Genomic DNA, 15,961 nt, shown 5'->3' with positions numbered 1-15,961 from the left:
GCATGACTGCCGAGTCCACCCTGCGCGGCGCCATCGACGCGGCCGCCCTGCGCGTCGCCCAGGCCAAGGCGACGACCCTCGTCGAGGCGCTGCCCTGGCTCGAGCGCTTCCGCGGCGCCCTCGTCGTCATCAAGTACGGCGGCAATGCGATGACCGACGACGCGCTCAAGGCGGCCTTCGCCGAGGACATCGTCTTCCTGCGCTACGCCGGGCTGCGGCCGGTCGTCGTGCACGGCGGCGGCCCGCAGATCCAGGCGATGCTCGACCGGCTCGGCCTCGAGAGCGAGTTCAAGGGCGGGCTGCGCGTCACCACCCCCGAGGTCATGGACGTGGTGCGGATGGTCCTCACCGGTCAGGTCGGCCGCGAGCTCGTGGGCCTGCTCAACCAGCACGGACCCGTCGCCGTCGGCCTCTCCGGCGAGGACGCGAGCCTCTTCGGCGGCCGCCGCAAGGGCATCGTCGTCAACGGTGAGCCGGTCGACATCGGGCTCGTCGGCGACGTCGAGTCCGTCGACCCCGCCGCGGTCCTCGACATCGTCGACGCCGGCCGCATCCCGGTCGTCTCGACGATCGCCCCGGACCTCGACGTCGACGGGCAGGTGCTCAACGTCAACGCCGACACCGCGGCAGCGGCGCTGGCGGTCGCCCTGCGGGCGCACAAGCTCGTCGTCCTCACCGACGTCGACGGCGTCTACGCCGACTGGCCCGACCGCGACTCGCTGCTGTCTCACCTCACGGCGTCCGGGGCGCGCGACCTGCTGACCCGCGTCGACTCCGGGATGATCCCCAAGCTCGAGGCGTGCATCCGGGCCGTGGAGCACGGCGTGCCCCAGGCTCACGTCGTCGATGGCCGCCAGCCGCACTCGATGCTCCTCGAGCTCTTCACGTCCGAGGGCTTCGGCACGATGATCCTGCCGGACCCCGCCGACACCGACGACGAAGGGGAGGGCAGCCCCTCATGAGCACCCCCAGCGAGCAGCACCAGGCCCTGCTCGAGCGCTACCGCGCCAGCCACATCGGCGTCTTCGGCCTCCCCGGCCTCGTCCTCACCCGCGGTGAGGGCGCCTGGGTGTGGGACGTCGACGGCACGCGCTACCTCGACCTCCTCGGCGGCATCGCGGTCAACGCGCTCGGTCACGGTCACCCCGAGCTCGTCGCCGCGATCTCGAAGCAGGCCGGCGAGCTCGTCCACGTGAGCAACTTCTTCACGACCCCCGCGCAGATCGAGGCGGCCGAGGCGCTGCTGCGCGTCGCGCAGGCGCCGCAGGGGTCAGGCGTCTTCTTCTGCAACAGCGGATCCGAGGCCGTGGAGACGGCGATCAAGCTCTCCCGGCGCACCGGCCGCACGGGGATCGTCGCCGTCGGCGGCGCCTTCCACGGCCGGACCACCGGAGCGGTGAGCCTGACCCACAAGGAGGCATACCGTGCTCCCTTCGAACCGCTCCTGCCCGGGGTGACGCACGTGGCGCCCGGTGACGTCGAGGCGCTGCGTGCCGCCGTCGGCCCCGACACCGCGATGGTCCTGCTCGAACCCATCCAGGGCGAGGCCGGAGTGGTGACGCCCCCGGAGGGCTATCTCGCCGCAGCCCGCCAGATCACCCGCGAGGCCGGCGTCCTGCTCGTCCTCGACGAGATCCAGACCGGGGTCGGTCGCACCGGTGCGTGGTTCGCCCACCAGCTCGACGGCGTCGTGCCCGACGCGATCACCGTCGCCAAGGGTCTCGGCGGGGGAGTGCCGATCGGTGCCCTGGTGACCTTCGGGCCGGAGACCACCGGGCTGCTCACCGCGGGCCAGCACGGCTCGACCTTCGGCGGCAACCCGCTCGCCTGCAGCGCAGCCCTCGCCGTGCTGTCGACCATCGAGTCCGAGGGCCTGGTCGAGCACGCGGTCACCGCCGGTGAGCTGCTCGTCGAGCGGGTCACGGCGCTGGAGCACCCGCTGGTCGCCGGGGTGCGCGGGGCCGGGTTGCTCCGTGCCATCGCGCTGACCGAGCCGATCGCCCCTGCGGCGGCGCTCGTGGCCCGCCGTCACGGCTTCATCATCAACCCGGTCGCGCCCGACGCGCTGCGTCTCGCGCCGCCGCTGACCATCACCACCGACCAGCTCACGAGCTTCGTCGACGCCCTGCCGGGGATCCTCGACGAGGCCGCCAAGGAGTCCGCATGACCGTCCGACACCTGCTCGCCGACGACGACCTCACGGCCGAGGAGCAGTCGCAGGTCCTCGACCTCGCGGCCGCGCTCAAGGCCGACCGGCACGCCGAGCAGCCGCTCGCGGGGCCGCAGGCCGTGGCCATCATCTTCGACAAGCCGACCTTGCGCACCCAGCTGTCCTTCACCACGGGTGTCGCCGAGCTCGGCGGCTACCCGATGGTCGTCGACGGCAACCTCGCCCAGATCGGCACCCGCGAGTCCATCGCCGACGTGGCCCGGGTCGTGGGGCGACAGGTGAGCGCCATCGTCTGGCGCACGCACGGCCAGGACCGGCTGCAGGAGCTGGCCGACCACGTCGACGTGCCGGTGGTCAACGCGCTGACGGACGACTACCACCCCTGCCAGCTGCTCGCCGACCTGCTGACGATCCGCGAGCACAAGGGCTCGACGGCCGGCAGCACCATCGCCTACGTCGGCGACGGGGCCAACAACATGGCCCACTCCTACCTGCTCGCGTGCTCCCTCGCCGGGATGCACGTGCGCATCGGGACCCCGGCCAGCCACCAGCCCTCGGCCGACGTCCTCGCCCGCGCCACGCGGATCGCTGCCGAGCAGGGTGGATCGGTCCTCGTCACCGACGACCCCACGGCCGCAGTGACGGGAGCCGACGTCGTCGCGACCGACACCTGGGTGTCGATGGGCATGGAGGAGCAGAAGGGGGACCGCACCGGGCAGACCTCGCCCTTCGCCCCCTTCGCCGTGACGACGGATCTGCTGGGCCACGCCGCGGCCGACGCGATCGTCCTGCACTGCCTGCCCGCCTACCGGGGTCTGGAGATCGCCGCCGACGTCATCGACGGGCCGCAGTCGGTCGTGTGGGACGAGGCGGAGAACCGGCTGCACGCGCAGAAGGCGCTGCTCACCTTCCTGCTGCGCGCCTCGTCATGATCGCCGCGACCCGACCCGGCCGGCAGGCGCGGATCGTCGAGCTGCTGCGCGAGCACGCCGTGCGGAGCCAGCCCGAGCTCCTCGAGCTCCTCGCTGCCGACGGGATCGAGATCACCCAGGCGACCCTCTCGCGCGACCTGCTCGAGCTGCGTGCCGAGAAGGTCCGCGTGGGCCGTGACCTCGTCTACGCCATCCCCGGCGAAGGGGGTGACCGCACCCCGCGCGCGGCCGTCGACCCGGCGGAGTACGACGACCGGCTGCGCCGGCTGTGCGAGGAGCTCCTCGTCACGGCTCGGGCGAGCGCCCAGCTCGTCGTCGTGCGCACGCCCCCCGGCGCCGCCAACTACCTCGCCTCGGCGATCGACCACGCACGCCTCACGGGAGTGCTGGGGACGATCGCGGGGGATGACACGATCATGATCATCACCGGTGGCCCCGACGAGGGTGCCGCCGTCACCGCACAGCTGCTGGGCCTGGCCCAGACCACCGACAGCCAGGAGGCACCGTGACCCAGGACGAGACCGCGACGACCGGTGAGCGGGTGAGCCTGTGGGGTGGCCGCTTCGCCGGGGGGCCGAGCGACGCGCTGGCCGCCCTGAGCAAGTCGACGCACTTCGACTGGCGTCTGGCTCCCTACGACATCGCCGGCTCCCGCGCTCACGCGCGTGTCCTCCACGGCGCCGGCCTGCTCGACGACGCGACGCTCGACGCGATGCTCGACGCCCTGCGACGGCTCGCCGACGACGTGACCAGTGGGGCCTTCGAGCCGGCGCTCGACGACGAGGACGTGCACACCGCACTCGAGCGGGGGCTCATCGAGCGGGCGGGTGCCGACGTCGGCGGGCGCCTGCGCGCCGGACGCTCGCGCAACGACCAGGTCGCCACGCTCTTCCGCATGTACCTGCGCGACCACGCCCGGATCGTCTCCGGTCTCGTCCTCGACGTGGCGCGGGCGCTCCTCGACCAGGCGCGGGCCAACATCGACGTCGCCATGCCCGGGCGCACCCACCTCCAGCACGCCCAGCCGGTCCTGCTGAGCCACCACCTGCTCGCGCACGTGTGGCCGTTGCTGCGCGACGTGCAGCGCTTCGTCGACTGGGACGCGCGCACCGCGCTCAGCCCCTACGGCTCCGGCGCTCTCGCGGGCTCCTCGCTCGGGCTCGACCCCGAGGCGGTCGCCACCGACCTCGGCTTCGCCGGGGCGGTCGACAACTCCATCGACGGCACGGCCTCGCGCGACTTCGTCGCGGAGTTCTGCTTCGTCGCCGCGATGACCGCCGTCGACATCTCGCGCCTGGCCGAGGAGGTCATCCTCTGGGCGACGAAGGAGTTCTCCTTCGTGACGCTCGACGACGCCTTCTCGACCGGGTCGAGCATCATGCCGCAGAAGAAGAACCCCGATGTCGCCGAGCTCGCCCGCGGCAAGGCCGGTCGTCTCGTCGGTGACCTCGCCGGTCTGATGACGACGCTCAAGGCGCTGCCGCTGGCCTACAACCGCGACCTCCAGGAGGACAAGGAGCCGGTCTTCGACGCCGTCGACACGCTCGAGGTCCTGCTGCCGGCCTTCTCCGGGATGATGGCGACGATGACCTATCACGGCGAGCGGATGGCCTCCCTTGCGCCGCAGGGGTTCTCGCTCGCGACCGACATCGCCGAGTGGCTCGTGCGCGAGGGCGTGCCCTTCCGCGTGGCCCACGAGGTCGCCGGGGCCTGCGTGCGGGTCTGCGAGGAGCGCGACATCGAGCTGTGGGACCTCTCCGACGAGGACCTCACCGGGATCAGCGAGCACCTGACGCCGGGAGTGCGCGAGGTGCTCTCGGTCGAGGGCTCGCTCGCCTCGCGCGATGCCAAGGGCGGCACCGCCCCGGCCCGGGTGCGCGAGCAGCTCGACAACGCGGCGGCAGTGCTCGACGAGCTCGAGACCTTCGCCGGCAGCCGCATCGAGGCCCGCTGACGTGACGACCGGGGGCCGTCGCCTCGTCAGGTCCGACCTGGCGGGCGACCCCCTGTCCGTCGCGCCCCTGCTCCTCGGGGCGTGCCTCGTCGTCGGCGAGGTGACCCTGCGCCTGACCGAGGTCGAGGCCTACTGGGGGAGCAACGACCCCGGGTCCCACGGCTACCGCGGCCCGACCCCGCGCACCGAGGTGATGTTCGGCCCGCCCGGCCACCTCTACGTCTACCGGTCCTACGGCGTCCACTGGTGCGCCAACGTCGTCGTCGGGACGAAGGGGGAGTGCGCTGCGGTGCTCCTGCGCGCCGGCGAGGTCGTCGACGGCGTCGACGTCGCATCGTCCCGCCGGCCGGGCGCCTCGGAGCGCGACCTGGCGCGGGGCCCGGGCCGACTGACGAAGGCGCTCGGGCTCACGGGGGAGGACAACGGCGCCGGCGTGGTCGGCCGGGGTGCTCCCTTCGCCCTCGTGGCACCGGAGCACGCACTCGACCCCGCGCTCGTGAGCACGGGGCCGAGGGTGGGGGTGTCGGGGCCGGGAGGCGCTGGTGATGCCTACCCGTGGCGCTTCTCGATCGCCGGTGAGCCGACGGTGTCGGCCTACCGCCCGGGCAGGCCGAGGGTCAGGCGGGGTTGACCCCGACGTCGACCTGCTGGGCGAGGTAGTTCTCCTGGCCGACGCGGGCGATCGCGTCGAGCTGCGCCTCGAACCAGTCGGCGTGGCCCTCCTCGTCGCGGGCCATCTCCTCGAAGACCGCCGCGGTCGCGTGGTCACCGAGCTCGTGGCACTCCTTGGCCCCGGCGTTGAACTGCTTGACGGCGACGATCTCGCTGGCGAGGGCCAGCTCGAGCATCTCCTTGGCGTCCTCGCCGATCTGGATGTTGTTGAGCTTCTGGACGTTGGGGTGACCGTCGAACATGAGGATCCGCTCGATGAGCTCGTCCGCGTCCTTCATCTCGCCGATGGACAGGTCGTAGAAGACCTTGCCCAGGCGGGGCAGGCCCCAGTTGTCGAGCATGCGGGCGTGCAGGAAGTACGTGTTGACGACAGTCAGCTCGAGGGTGAGCGCGTCGTTGAGGAGCGTGATGACTCGGGGGTCAGCTGGCTGCACGGTCTACCTCCGCGGGAGATGGGAAGAGGCCGTTGTCGACCTCGCTCCCGACACTCTCGCAGAGGATCCGCCGTACTGAGAAGACACACGCGCCGCAATCGCGGCCGGCTCCGGTGCTCGCGCACACCCGGGAGAGGGTCGTGGCACCCGCGGCGGCGGCGTCGGCGATCTGGCGTTCGCCGACCACGGCACAGTGACAGACGATCACGCCCGGTCTCCCTTCGTCTTCATGAGGTGAGGCATACCTTAGCCCGACGAAGGGGGGAGATGTCACCGGGTGTTCCACATGGCGGATCGGGGGTGGTCGGGACCGGTGCGCCTGCCGGGGGACCGGTGCGTCCGTGGCAGGCTGTGACGGGGCCCGTGACCGCGGGCCCCGTACCTCCCGGAAGGACCGAGACGACCGTGACCGACATCCTCGACGAGCTGCAGTGGCGCGGAGCGGTGGCGCAGACCACCGACGAGAGCGCGCTGCGACAGGCCCTCGCCGACGGACCGATCACGGTGTATTGCGGCTTCGACCCGACGGCCCCCTCACTGCACTTCGGCAACTTCGTCCAGCTCGTCGCCCTGCGACGGCTCCAGCAGGCCGGCCACAAGGTGATCTGCCTCGTCGGCGGGTCCACCGGGCTCATCGGTGACCCCAAGCCGACGAGCGAGCGCCAGCTGCGGACCAAGGAGCACACGGCGCACAACGTCTCCCGGATCAAGGAGCTCGTGCGGCCCTTCCTCGACTTCGACGGGAGCAGCGGCGTCGCGCACCCGGCGATCCTCGTCGACAACCTCGACTGGACCGCACCGATGACCGCGCTCGACTTCCTGCGCGACATCGGCAAGCACTTCCGGGTCAACCAGATGATCCGCAAGGACGCGATCTCGGCCCGGCTCGAGAGCCAGGAGGGCATCTCCTACACGGAGTTCAGCTACCAGTTGCTCCAGGCGCTCGACTACCTCGAGCTCTACCGGCTCCACGGATGCACCCTCCAGCTCGGTGGGTCCGACCAGTGGGGCAACCTCACCGCGGGTGTCGACCTCATCCACCGGACCGAGGGGGCCTCGGTGCATGCGCTGACCTCGCCCCTGCTCACGGACTCCCACGGGGTGAAGTACGGGAAGTCGGAGGGCAATGCCATCTGGCTGTCGGCGGACATGACGAGTCCGTACGCCTTCTACCAGTACTTCCTCAACGTCGAGGACGCCTCGGTGGTCAAGCTGCTCAAGGTCTTCACCGACCGCAGTCGCGAGGAGATCGACGAGCTCGAGCGGCTCGTGGCCGACGAGCCCTACCGTCGTGCAGCGCAGCGGGCGCTGGCTGCGGACATGACCTCCCTCGTGCACGGGGAGGAAGCGACGGCGTCCGTCCAGGCGGCGTCCGAGGCGCTCTTCGGCAAGGGCGATCTCACCGCGCTTGATGCCAGCACCCTCGTCGACGCCACCGCCGAGCTGCCTGGAGCTGACGTGCCGGCAGGCACCGGGTTGCTCGAGGCCCTGGTCGCGACGGGGCTGGTCGACTCCAAGAAGGCGGCTCGGCGAGCCATCGCGGACGGCGCGGTCTCGATCAACGGCACCAAGATCTCCGACGAGCAGCTCGCGCTCGGTCCCGGGGACTACCTCCACGGTCGGGTTGCCGTGCTCCGTCGGGGGCGCAAGAACCTCGCCGCCGCACGCCAGAGCTGAGCCGCACCACCACGTCCGACGGGGTCGGATCGCCCGGATTCTCGGGGGATCCGACCCCGATTTGGTGAAGTGGAGATCCGTGACCTAATGTTCTCGATGTCAGCCCGAGAGGGAGGAACGGACACCACGCGGCAGCCCTTGCAGGGTTGCACCAAGCAGGCCGGTCCCACGAGTTGACACCCACTCCCAGTGAGAGTTCCACAGGCACTTCGCTGCCGCGGGAAGCGAGTTGGAAGCGAGCAGGTCACCTGCTAGAGTGGGAGATCGCCGCAGGCGACAAACCCCTTTCGATCCACCAGGACGAGCGAGTTTGACCCTGTAGCAATCACAGTAGTAAGTTGAAGAAGTTGCCCCTTGAAGCATCTGGCCGGAGACGGTGGGTGGTGATGGGTGTGCGTGTGAATCTTGAGAACTCAACAGCGTGTCAAAAATCGATGCCAATACCTCGTCTTGGCTGGTTGTGCCTGGTCCTGCGTTCGTGGGGTTGGGTGTGATTGGTCGGATGAATTTTTTCCTTTGGTTGACAATGAATGAACTCAGCGATTGCGCTGGTTGTTCTTGCTCAGTCATGGTTCAGCCCTTTGTTGGGTTACTGATTGGCTCTGATGCTCGCTTCGGTGGGTGTTGGGGTTTTTAATCATCAACGGAGAGTTTGATCCTGGCTCAGGACGAACGCTGGCGGCGTGCTTAACACATGCAAGTCGAACGGTGAAGCTCCAGCTTGCTGGAGTGGATCAGTGGCGAACGGGTGAGTAACACGTGAGCAACCTGCCCCAGACTCTGGAATAAGCGCTGGAAACGGCGTCTAATACTGGATACGAGATCAAGCCGCATGGTTATGGTCTGGAAAGTTTTTCGGTTTGGGATGGGCTCGCGGCCTATCAGCTTGTTGGTGAGGTAATGGCTCACCAAGGCGACGACGGGTAGCCGGCCTGAGAGGGCGACCGGCCACACTGGGACTGAGACACGGCCCAGACTCCTACGGGAGGCAGCAGTGGGGAATATTGCACAATGGGCGAAAGCCTGATGCAGCGACGCCGCGTGAGGGATGACGGCCTTCGGGTTGTAAACCTCTTTCAGCAGGGAAGAAGCGAAAGTGACGGTACCTGCAGAAGAAGCACCGGCTAACTACGTGCCAGCAGCCGCGGTAATACGTAGGGTGCGAGCGTTGTCCGGAATTATTGGGCGTAAAGAGCTTGTAGGCGGTTTGTCGCGTCTGCTGTGAAAATCCGGGGCTCAACCCCGGACTTGCAGTGGGTACGGGCAGACTAGAGTGTGGTAGGGGAGACTGGAATTCCTGGTGTAGCGGTGAAATGCGCAGATATCAGGAGGAACACCGATGGCGAAGGCAGGTCTCTGGGCCACTACTGACGCTGAGAAGCGAAAGCATGGGGAGCGAACAGGATTAGATACCCTGGTAGTCCATGCCGTAAACGTTGGGCGCTAGGTGTGGGACTCATTCCACGAGTTCCGTGCCGCAGCTAACGCATTAAGCGCCCCGCCTGGGGAGTACGGCCGCAAGGCTAAAACTCAAAGGAATTGACGGGGGCCCGCACAAGCGGCGGAGCATGCGGATTAATTCGATGCAACGCGAAGAACCTTACCAAGGCTTGACATATACCGGAAACTTCCAGAGATGGTTGCCCCCTTTGGGTCGGTATACAGGTGGTGCATGGTTGTCGTCAGCTCGTGTCGTGAGATGTTGGGTTAAGTCCCGCAACGAGCGCAACCCTCGTTCTATGTTGCCAGCACGTCATGGTGGGGACTCATGGAAGACTGCCGGGGTCAACTCGGAGGAAGGTGGGGATGACGTCAAATCATCATGCCCCTTATGTCTTGGGCTTCACGCATGCTACAATGGCCGGTACAAAGGGCTGCGATACCGCAAGGTGGAGCGAATCCCAAAAAACCGGTCTCAGTTCGGATTGGGGTCTGCAACTCGACCCCATGAAGTCGGAGTCGCTAGTAATCGCAGATCAGCAACGCTGCGGTGAATACGTTCCCGGGCCTTGTACACACCGCCCGTCAAGTCACGAAAGTCGGTAACACCCGAAGCCGGTGGCCCAACCCTTGTGGGGGAGCCGTCGAAGGTGGGACTGGCGATTGGGACTAAGTCGTAACAAGGTAGCCGTACCGGAAGGTGCGGCTGGATCACCTCCTTTCTAAGGAGCACTGGCCACCGTTTGGTGGTCCAGAGCCTAGCTGCCGGCGAGTGTCTGGCAGTAGGTGCTCGGGTGGAACATCGATTATTTGACGCTTGCCTGGTGTGGCTGTTGTTAGTACCGATCACCTGCTCTTGTTGGAGTGGTGACAGTGGAACGCATGAGCTGCCTGGGTGGGTGTCTGGCACGTTGTTGGGTCCTGAGGGTTCACGCGAGTGAAGCTTCATGGACCACGACCCCGATGATTACGGTTGTTGGGGTTGGGTTGTGGGCCTTGCCTGGTCGTATACCGCGCTCGTTGTGGGTGTGGGTGTGATCATCTGGTGGGGTTGCCGCCCGTATGTTGAGAACTACACAGTGGACGCGAGCATCTTTATCTTTGTGGCTCAAGTTTTTAAGGGCGCACGGTGGATGCCTTGGCACCAGGAACCGAAGAAGGACGTAGGAATCTGCGATAAGCCTCGGGGAGTCGATAACCAGACTTTGATCCGAGGATTTCCGAATGGGGAAACCCGGCTGGAGGCAAGTCCAGTCACTCCTGTCTGAATATATAGGGCAGGTAGAGGGAACGCGGGGAAGTGAAACATCTCAGTACCCGCAGGAAGAGAAAACAATAGTGATTCCGTGAGTAGTGGCGAGCGAAAGCGGATGAGGCCAAACCGAGCTTGTGTGATAGCTGTCAGGCGTTGCAGGTTCGGGGTTGTGGGATTTTCTGTCTCAGGACTGACATTCTGGGCTGGAGTAAGAAATTCATGTCATAGTCGAAGAGTCTTGAATGGCTCGGCACAGAGGGTGCGACCCCCGTAGACGAAATGGTGTGGACTCCGGATGATTTTTCCCAAGTAGCACGGGGCCCGAGAAATCCCGTGTGAATCTGGCGGGACCACCCGTTAAGCCTAAATATTCCCTGGTGACCGATAGCGGACAAGTACCGTGAGGGAAAGGTGAAAAGTACCCCGGGAGGGGAGTGAAATAGATCCTGAAACCGTGCGCTTACAATCCGTCGGAGCCTCCTTGTGGGGTGACGGCGTGCCTTTTGAAGAATGAGCCTGCGAGTTAGTGCTCAGTGGCGAGGTTAACCCGTGTGGGGAAGCCGTAGCGAAAGCGAGTCCGAATAGGGCGTTCAGTCGCTGGGTCTAGACCCGAAGCGGAGTGATCTACCCATGGCCAGGTTGAAGCGACGGTAAGACGTCGTGGAGGACCGAACCCACTTAGGTTGAAAACTGAGGGGATGAGCTGTGGGTAGGGGTGAAAGGCCAATCAAACTCCGTGATAGCTGGTTCTCCCCGAAATGCATTTAGGTGCAGCGTCACGTGTTTCTTACCGGAGGTAGAGCTACTGGATAGCTAATGGGCCTCACCAGGTTACTGACGTTAGCCAAACTCCGAATGCCGGTAAGTGAGAGCGTGGCAGTGAGACTGCGGGGGATAAGCTCCGTAGTCGAGAGGGAAACAGCCCAGATCACCAGCTAAGGTCCCTAAGCGTGTGCTAAGTGGAAAAGGATGTGGAGTTGCCGTGACAACCAGGAGGTTGGCTTAGAAGCAGCCACCCTTTAAAGAGTGCGTAATAGCTCACTGGTCAAGTGATTCCGCGCCGACAATGTAGCGGGGCTCAAGCACACCACCGAAGCTGTGGCATTGACACACTGCTCGGCACCCTTGTGGTGTCCAGGCGTGTTGATGGGTAGGGGAGCGTCGTGTGGCGAGTGAAGCGGCGGAGTGATCCAGTCGTGGATGCCACACGAGTGAGAATGCAGGCATGAGTAGCGAATGACGGGTGAGAAACCCGTCCGCCGAATAACCAAGGGTTCCAGGGTCAAGCTAATCTGCCCTGGGTAAGTCGGGACCTAAGGCAAGGCCGACAGGCGTAGTCGATGGACATCCGGTTGATATTCCGGAACCGGCGAAGAACCGCCCATGATGAATCCAGTGATGCTAAGCGCCTGAAGCTCATCGTTAGTGACCCTTCGGGGTTGCGCTGGTGAGTGGAACGCGTGACCCGAGCTGGTAGTAGTCAAGTGATGGGGAGACGCAGGAAGGTAGCCTCCGCGTGGCGATGGTTGTCCACGTCCAAGGGTGTAGGGAGTCAGGTAGGCAAATCCGCCTGGCATGTTCCTGAGACCTGATGGTGACCTCTTTTGAGGGAAGCAGGGTGATCCTATGCTGCCGAGAAAATCCTCTAGCGAGGTTCGAGCCGCCCGTACCCCAAACCGACTCAGGTGGTTAGGTAGAGAATACCAAGGCGATCGAGTGAATCGTGGTTAAGGAATTCGGCAAAATGCCCCCGTAACTTCGGGAGAAGGGGGCCCGGACCCTGAAGCTCTTTACGGGCTAGGGGAAAGGGCCGCAGAGACCAGGGAGAAGCGACTGTTTACTAAAAACACAGGTCCGTGCGAAGTCGCAAGACGATGTATACGGACTGACGCCTGCCCGGTGCTGGAAGGTTAAGAGGACCGGTTAGCCCCTTGTGGGCGAAGCTGAGAATTTAAGCCCCAGTAAACGGCGGTGGTAACTATAACCATCCTAAGGTAGCGAAATTCCTTGTCGGGTAAGTTCCGACCTGCACGAATGGCGTAACGACTTCTCCACTGTCTCAACCGCGAACTCGGCGAAATTGCACTACGAGTAAAGATGCTCGTTACGCGCAGCAGGACGGAAAGACCCCGGGACCTTCACTATAGCTTGGTATTGGTGATCGGGACGGCTTGTGTAGGATAGGTGGGAGACTGTGAAGCATGCACGCCAGTGTGTGTGGAGTCATCGTTGAAATACCACTCTGGTCGTTCTGGTTATCTAACCTCGGTCCGTGATCCGGATCAGGGACATTGCCTGGTGGGTAGTTTAACTGGGGCGGTTGCCTCCTAAAATGTAACGGAGGCGCTCAAAGGTTCCCTCAGCCTGGTTGGCAATCAGGTGGCGAGTGCAAGTGTACAAGGGAGCTTGACTGCGAGACAGACATGTCGAGCAGGGACGAAAGTCGGAACTAGTGACCCGACGGTGGCTTGTGGAAGCGCCGTCGCTCAACGGATAAAAGGTACCCCGGGGATAACAGGCTGATCTTCCCCAAGAGTCCATATCGACGGGATGGTTTGGCACCTCGATGTCGGCTCGTCGCATCCTGGGGGTGGAGTAGCTCCCAAGGGTTGGGCTGTTCGCCCATTAAAGCGGCACGCGAGCTGGGTTTAGAACGTCGTGAGACAGTTCGGTCCCTATCCGCTGTGCGCGTAGGAAACTTGAGAGAGGCTGACCTTAGTACGAGAGGACCGGGTTGGACGAACCTCTGGTGTGTGAGTTGTTCTGCCAAGGGCACCGCTCATTAGCTACGTTCGGGAGTGATAACCGCTGAAAGCATCTAAGCGGGAAGCATGTCTCAAGATGAGGTTTCCATGGAGCTTAGCTCCGAGAGGCTCCCAGTAGACGACTGGGTTGATAGGCCAGATGTGGAAGTGCAGCAATGCATGTAGCTGACTGGTACTAATAAGCCGATAACTTGATACACACACAACCTTCGTGTTGCGTAAAAAAGAACGATGTTCGCGTCCACTGTGCAGTTCCCGAGATACGGTCGGGACACAATGCACGTCCACTGTATTTCCATAGAGTTTCGGCTGTCATAGCGAAGGGGAAACGCCCGGTCCCATTCCGAACCCGGAAGCTAAGCCCTTCAGCGCCGATGGTACTGCACTGGTGACGGTGTGGGAGAGTAGGACGCAGCCGGACAAACATTCACAAGAAGCCCCCCAGCGACTCGCTGGGGGGCTTCTTGCATTCCCGGACCAGGCGTTCCAGGTGCAGGTGCAGCCGGTGCGAACCGGGATCCGCTGACGGGGAAGAATCGTCGGTGGTGTTGCGTTGAGAGCCCGGGTCGGGAGAGTCTGATCCGAGGCAACAGGTCAAGAGAGGTTGATGTCGTGGACGAGAGGTCGAGCAGGCCGGATCGTGGGCGTGGAGGCGCTGCCGGTCGCGGGGGCCAGGGTCCCCGGGGCGGTTCGGGCGGTGGTCGCGGCGGTTCCGGTGGTCGTGGGCGATCTGGCGGTCGCCCGGACCGGGACGGGTCGTCGGGCCGTCCGCAGCGGGGTGGCCGTCCCGACCGCGGGGACCGCTTCGACCGATCCGATCGTCAGGGTCGTCCCGAGCGAGGAGGCCGTCCGGAGCGCGGTGGGGCCTCGCGTGACGCGGACGCCGAGAGCCGCAGCGGCTCGCGGCTCGTCCCCAAGGAGGGCCGCAAGCCGGAGCCGGCGATCGCACCGGACGTCACCGGCGCGGAGCTCGACCGGAGCGTACGGCAGCAGCTGCGCACCCTGAGCAAGGAAAATGCCGACGGCGTCGCCCAGCACCTCGTCATGGTCGCCGCCCTGCTCGAGGCTGAAGATCTTGACGGTGCCCTCGCCCACGCGGAGACGGCCGTACGTCGTGCCGGTCGCGTGCCGGCCGCCCGCGAGGCCCTCGGTTTCGTGGCCTACCGGATGGGCGACTACGCCCGGGCCCTCACCGAGTTCCGGACCGTGCGGCGACTCAGCGGCTCCTCCCACCTGCTCCCGCTCATGGTCGACTGCGAGCGTGGCCTCGGCCGCCCGGCCCGGGCGCTGGAGCTGCTGGGCTCGCCCGAGGCCCGTCAGCTCGGCCAGGAGGAGCAGGTCGAGCTGCTGATCGTCGGGTCCGGGATCCGTCGCGACATGGGTCAGCCCCAGGCCGCAGTGCTCGCGCTGCAGGGCCAGGTCGACAAGGTCAAGAACAAGCCGTGGGCGGCGCGTGTCTGGTATGCCTACGCCGACGCACTGCTCGAGGTCGACCGCACGGATGACGCCCGGGCATGGTTCGCCAAGGCCGCCGTCGCGGACCAGGACGGCGAGACCGATGCCATTGAGCGCGTCGAGGAGCTCGACGGGGTGAGCCTGCACGAGGTCGTCGACGACGTGCCCGGTGAGGGTGCCGACCCGGCCGCCGACGAGTGACGACACCCCCTTCACCTGACACGCTCGCCGGGGCCCACGACGCCCTGGTCTGCGACATCGACGGTGTGGTCGTCGCCGGCCCAACGGCCATCGACCACGCCGTCGACGTGCTCAACGCGCTGTCGATCCCGGTCCTCTTCGCGACGAACAATGCCTCGCGCACCCCGGCCGCTGTCGGGGAGCACCTTCGCGCGCGCGGGGTCGTCGTCGAGGACGACCACGTCCTCACGAGCTCGCTGGCGGCTGCCCGTGAGCTCGCGGCGCGGCTGCCCGCTGGCGCCGAGGTCATGGCGATCGGTGGCGAGGGGGTGAGTGCCTCCCTTCGTGCTGTGGGACTGACCCCGGTGACGAAGGGGGAGCCCGCAGCGGTGCTCCAGGGCTACGGACCTCATGTCACCGCGACAGACCTCGCGGAGGCCGCGCACGCGGTGCGGGCCGGCGCCGCGTGGGTGGCGACCAACACCGACCGCACGCTGCCGACCGACCGGGGTCCGGCCCCCGGCAACGGCGCACTCGTGGCGGCCGTGCGTTCGTGCGTCGACGTCGCCCCCGAGGTCATCGGCAAGCCGCACCCCCCGATGTACCGGCTCGCGGCGAGCGCGCTCGGGGCGAGCCCCGACCGGGTGCTGGCCGTGGGGGACCGGCTCGAGACCGACATCGAGGGAGCCGTGGCGACGGGGATGCCCGGCGTGCTCGTGCTCACCGGTGTCCACGGTCTGGCGGATGCAGCGGCTGCGCCGGTGGAGCGGCGTCCGAGGTATGTCATCGCGGACCTGCGCGGTCTGCTGCAGCCCTACCCGTCGGCGCAGACCGAGGGCGCTTGGTGCCTGCGGGGCGACGGCCGGGCTCGGGTGGTCGACGGGCGACTCGAGGTCCACGGCGTAGGGATCGACGCCGACCGGGCTGCGCTCGACGCCCTGTGGGCCGCCGTCGACGGCGGCCTGCTCGACGCGGGGCAGGCGGGGCGCACCATGACCAGCCGGTAGCGTGGGACGACCCCGACCCG

Annotated in this window: 11 protein-coding genes and 3 rRNA genes; 12 read left to right on the top strand and 2 right to left on the bottom strand. The window is 66.1% G+C overall.

The features are described 5' to 3' along the window. The first annotated feature begins 2 nt into the window (after positions 1 to 2). From argB to NMQ01_RS09115, 6 genes are read left to right on the top strand one after another with little or no spacing between them, the layout of a single operon-like run. Entirely contained in the window at positions 3 to 962 is a 960-nt protein-coding gene (argB, locus tag NMQ01_RS09140; protein ID WP_255183635.1) for an acetylglutamate kinase, read from the top strand. Further along, the gene (locus NMQ01_RS09135; RefSeq protein ID WP_255183634.1) at positions 959 to 2,167 is read left to right on the top strand and encodes an acetylornithine transaminase; all 1,209 of its coding nucleotides are present in this window, start codon (positions 959 to 961) and stop codon (positions 2,165 to 2,167) included. Before argB ends, NMQ01_RS09135 begins: the two co-directional genes overlap by 4 nt. Then, on the top strand, positions 2,164 to 3,102 hold the full coding sequence (argF, locus tag NMQ01_RS09130; protein WP_255183633.1) for an ornithine carbamoyltransferase: 939 nt from the start codon (positions 2,164 to 2,166) through the stop codon (positions 3,100 to 3,102). The genes NMQ01_RS09135 and argF overlap by 4 nt, the downstream gene beginning before the upstream one ends. Beyond that, the gene (locus tag NMQ01_RS09125) at positions 3,099 to 3,611 is read left to right on the top strand and encodes an arginine repressor (protein ID WP_255183632.1); all 513 of its coding nucleotides are present in this window, start codon (positions 3,099 to 3,101) and stop codon (positions 3,609 to 3,611) included. Before argF ends, NMQ01_RS09125 begins: the two co-directional genes overlap by 4 nt. After that, positions 3,608 to 5,056 carry an argininosuccinate lyase gene (gene argH / locus NMQ01_RS09120; protein ID WP_255183631.1) on the top strand — a complete coding sequence of 483 codons (1,449 nt, stop codon included), beginning with the start codon at positions 3,608 to 3,610 and terminating at the stop codon, positions 5,054 to 5,056. The genes NMQ01_RS09125 and argH overlap by 4 nt, the downstream gene beginning before the upstream one ends. 1 nt (position 5,057) lies before the next feature. Further along, entirely contained in the window at positions 5,058 to 5,687 is a 630-nt protein-coding gene (locus NMQ01_RS09115; RefSeq protein ID WP_255183630.1) for a DNA-3-methyladenine glycosylase, read from the top strand. Here the strand turns inward: NMQ01_RS09115 and bfr are convergent. Both bfr and NMQ01_RS09105 read right to left on the bottom strand, forming a co-directional pair. Further along, positions 5,674 to 6,162 carry a bacterioferritin gene (gene bfr, locus NMQ01_RS09110; protein WP_255183629.1) on the bottom strand — a complete coding sequence of 163 codons (489 nt, stop codon included), beginning with the start codon at positions 6,160 to 6,162 and terminating at the stop codon, positions 5,674 to 5,676. The genes NMQ01_RS09115 and bfr overlap by 14 nt on opposite strands. After that, the gene (locus NMQ01_RS09105) at positions 6,149 to 6,370 is read right to left on the bottom strand and encodes a bacterioferritin-associated ferredoxin (protein ID WP_255183628.1); all 222 of its coding nucleotides are present in this window, start codon (positions 6,368 to 6,370) and stop codon (positions 6,149 to 6,151) included. The genes bfr and NMQ01_RS09105 overlap by 14 nt, the downstream gene beginning before the upstream one ends. A gap of 197 nt (positions 6,371 to 6,567) precedes the next feature. On the opposite strand from NMQ01_RS09105, the gene tyrS reads away from it, so the two are divergent. The 6 genes from tyrS (at position 6,568) to NMQ01_RS09075 (ending at position 15,941) form a co-directional block, all read left to right on the top strand. Next, a complete protein-coding gene (tyrS, locus tag NMQ01_RS09100; RefSeq protein WP_255183627.1) occupies positions 6,568 to 7,839 on the top strand; it encodes a tyrosine--tRNA ligase in 1,272 nt (423 codons plus the stop codon). 640 nt (positions 7,840 to 8,479) lie between these two features. Then, positions 8,480 to 10,001 (top strand): 16S ribosomal RNA (locus tag NMQ01_RS09095). A gap of 384 nt (positions 10,002 to 10,385) precedes the next feature. After that, positions 10,386 to 13,498: ribosomal RNA gene (locus tag NMQ01_RS09090) — 23S ribosomal RNA — on the top strand. Positions 13,499 to 13,603: 105 nt separating this feature from the next. After that, positions 13,604 to 13,720: ribosomal RNA gene (gene rrf, locus NMQ01_RS09085) — 5S ribosomal RNA — on the top strand. Together the 16S, 23S and 5S rRNA genes form the textbook arrangement of a ribosomal RNA operon. Before the next feature lie 191 nt (positions 13,721 to 13,911). Continuing rightward, positions 13,912 to 14,955, top strand: coding sequence for a lipopolysaccharide assembly protein LapB (locus NMQ01_RS09080; RefSeq protein WP_255183626.1), 1,044 nt, complete (start codon positions 13,912 to 13,914; stop codon positions 14,953 to 14,955). Then, positions 14,952 to 15,941, top strand: coding sequence for an HAD-IIA family hydrolase (locus tag NMQ01_RS09075; protein WP_255183625.1), 990 nt, complete (start codon positions 14,952 to 14,954; stop codon positions 15,939 to 15,941). Before NMQ01_RS09080 ends, NMQ01_RS09075 begins: the two co-directional genes overlap by 4 nt. Positions 15,942 to 15,961 lie beyond the last annotated feature (20 nt).

Origin of the sequence: Janibacter sp. CX7 (genome assembly GCF_024362365.1) — a bacterium.
GTDB lineage: Bacteria > Actinomycetota > Actinomycetes > Actinomycetales > Dermatophilaceae > Janibacter.
The sequence above is the reverse complement of the archived record's forward strand: the minus strand, read 5'-3'. Positions and strand labels throughout refer to the sequence as shown.

Coding starts and splice junctions, on each gene's coding strand:
- NMQ01_RS09135 (WP_255183634.1), top strand. CDS start 959: ATGAGCACCCCCAGCGAGCAGCACCAGGCCCTGCTCGAGCGCTACCGC.
- argF (WP_255183633.1), top strand. CDS start 2,164: ATGACCGTCCGACACCTGCTCGCCGACGACGACCTCACGGCCGAGGAG.
- NMQ01_RS09125 (WP_255183632.1), top strand. CDS start 3,099: ATGATCGCCGCGACCCGACCCGGCCGGCAGGCGCGGATCGTCGAGCTG.
- argB (WP_255183635.1), top strand. CDS start 3: ATGACTGCCGAGTCCACCCTGCGCGGCGCCATCGACGCGGCCGCCCTG.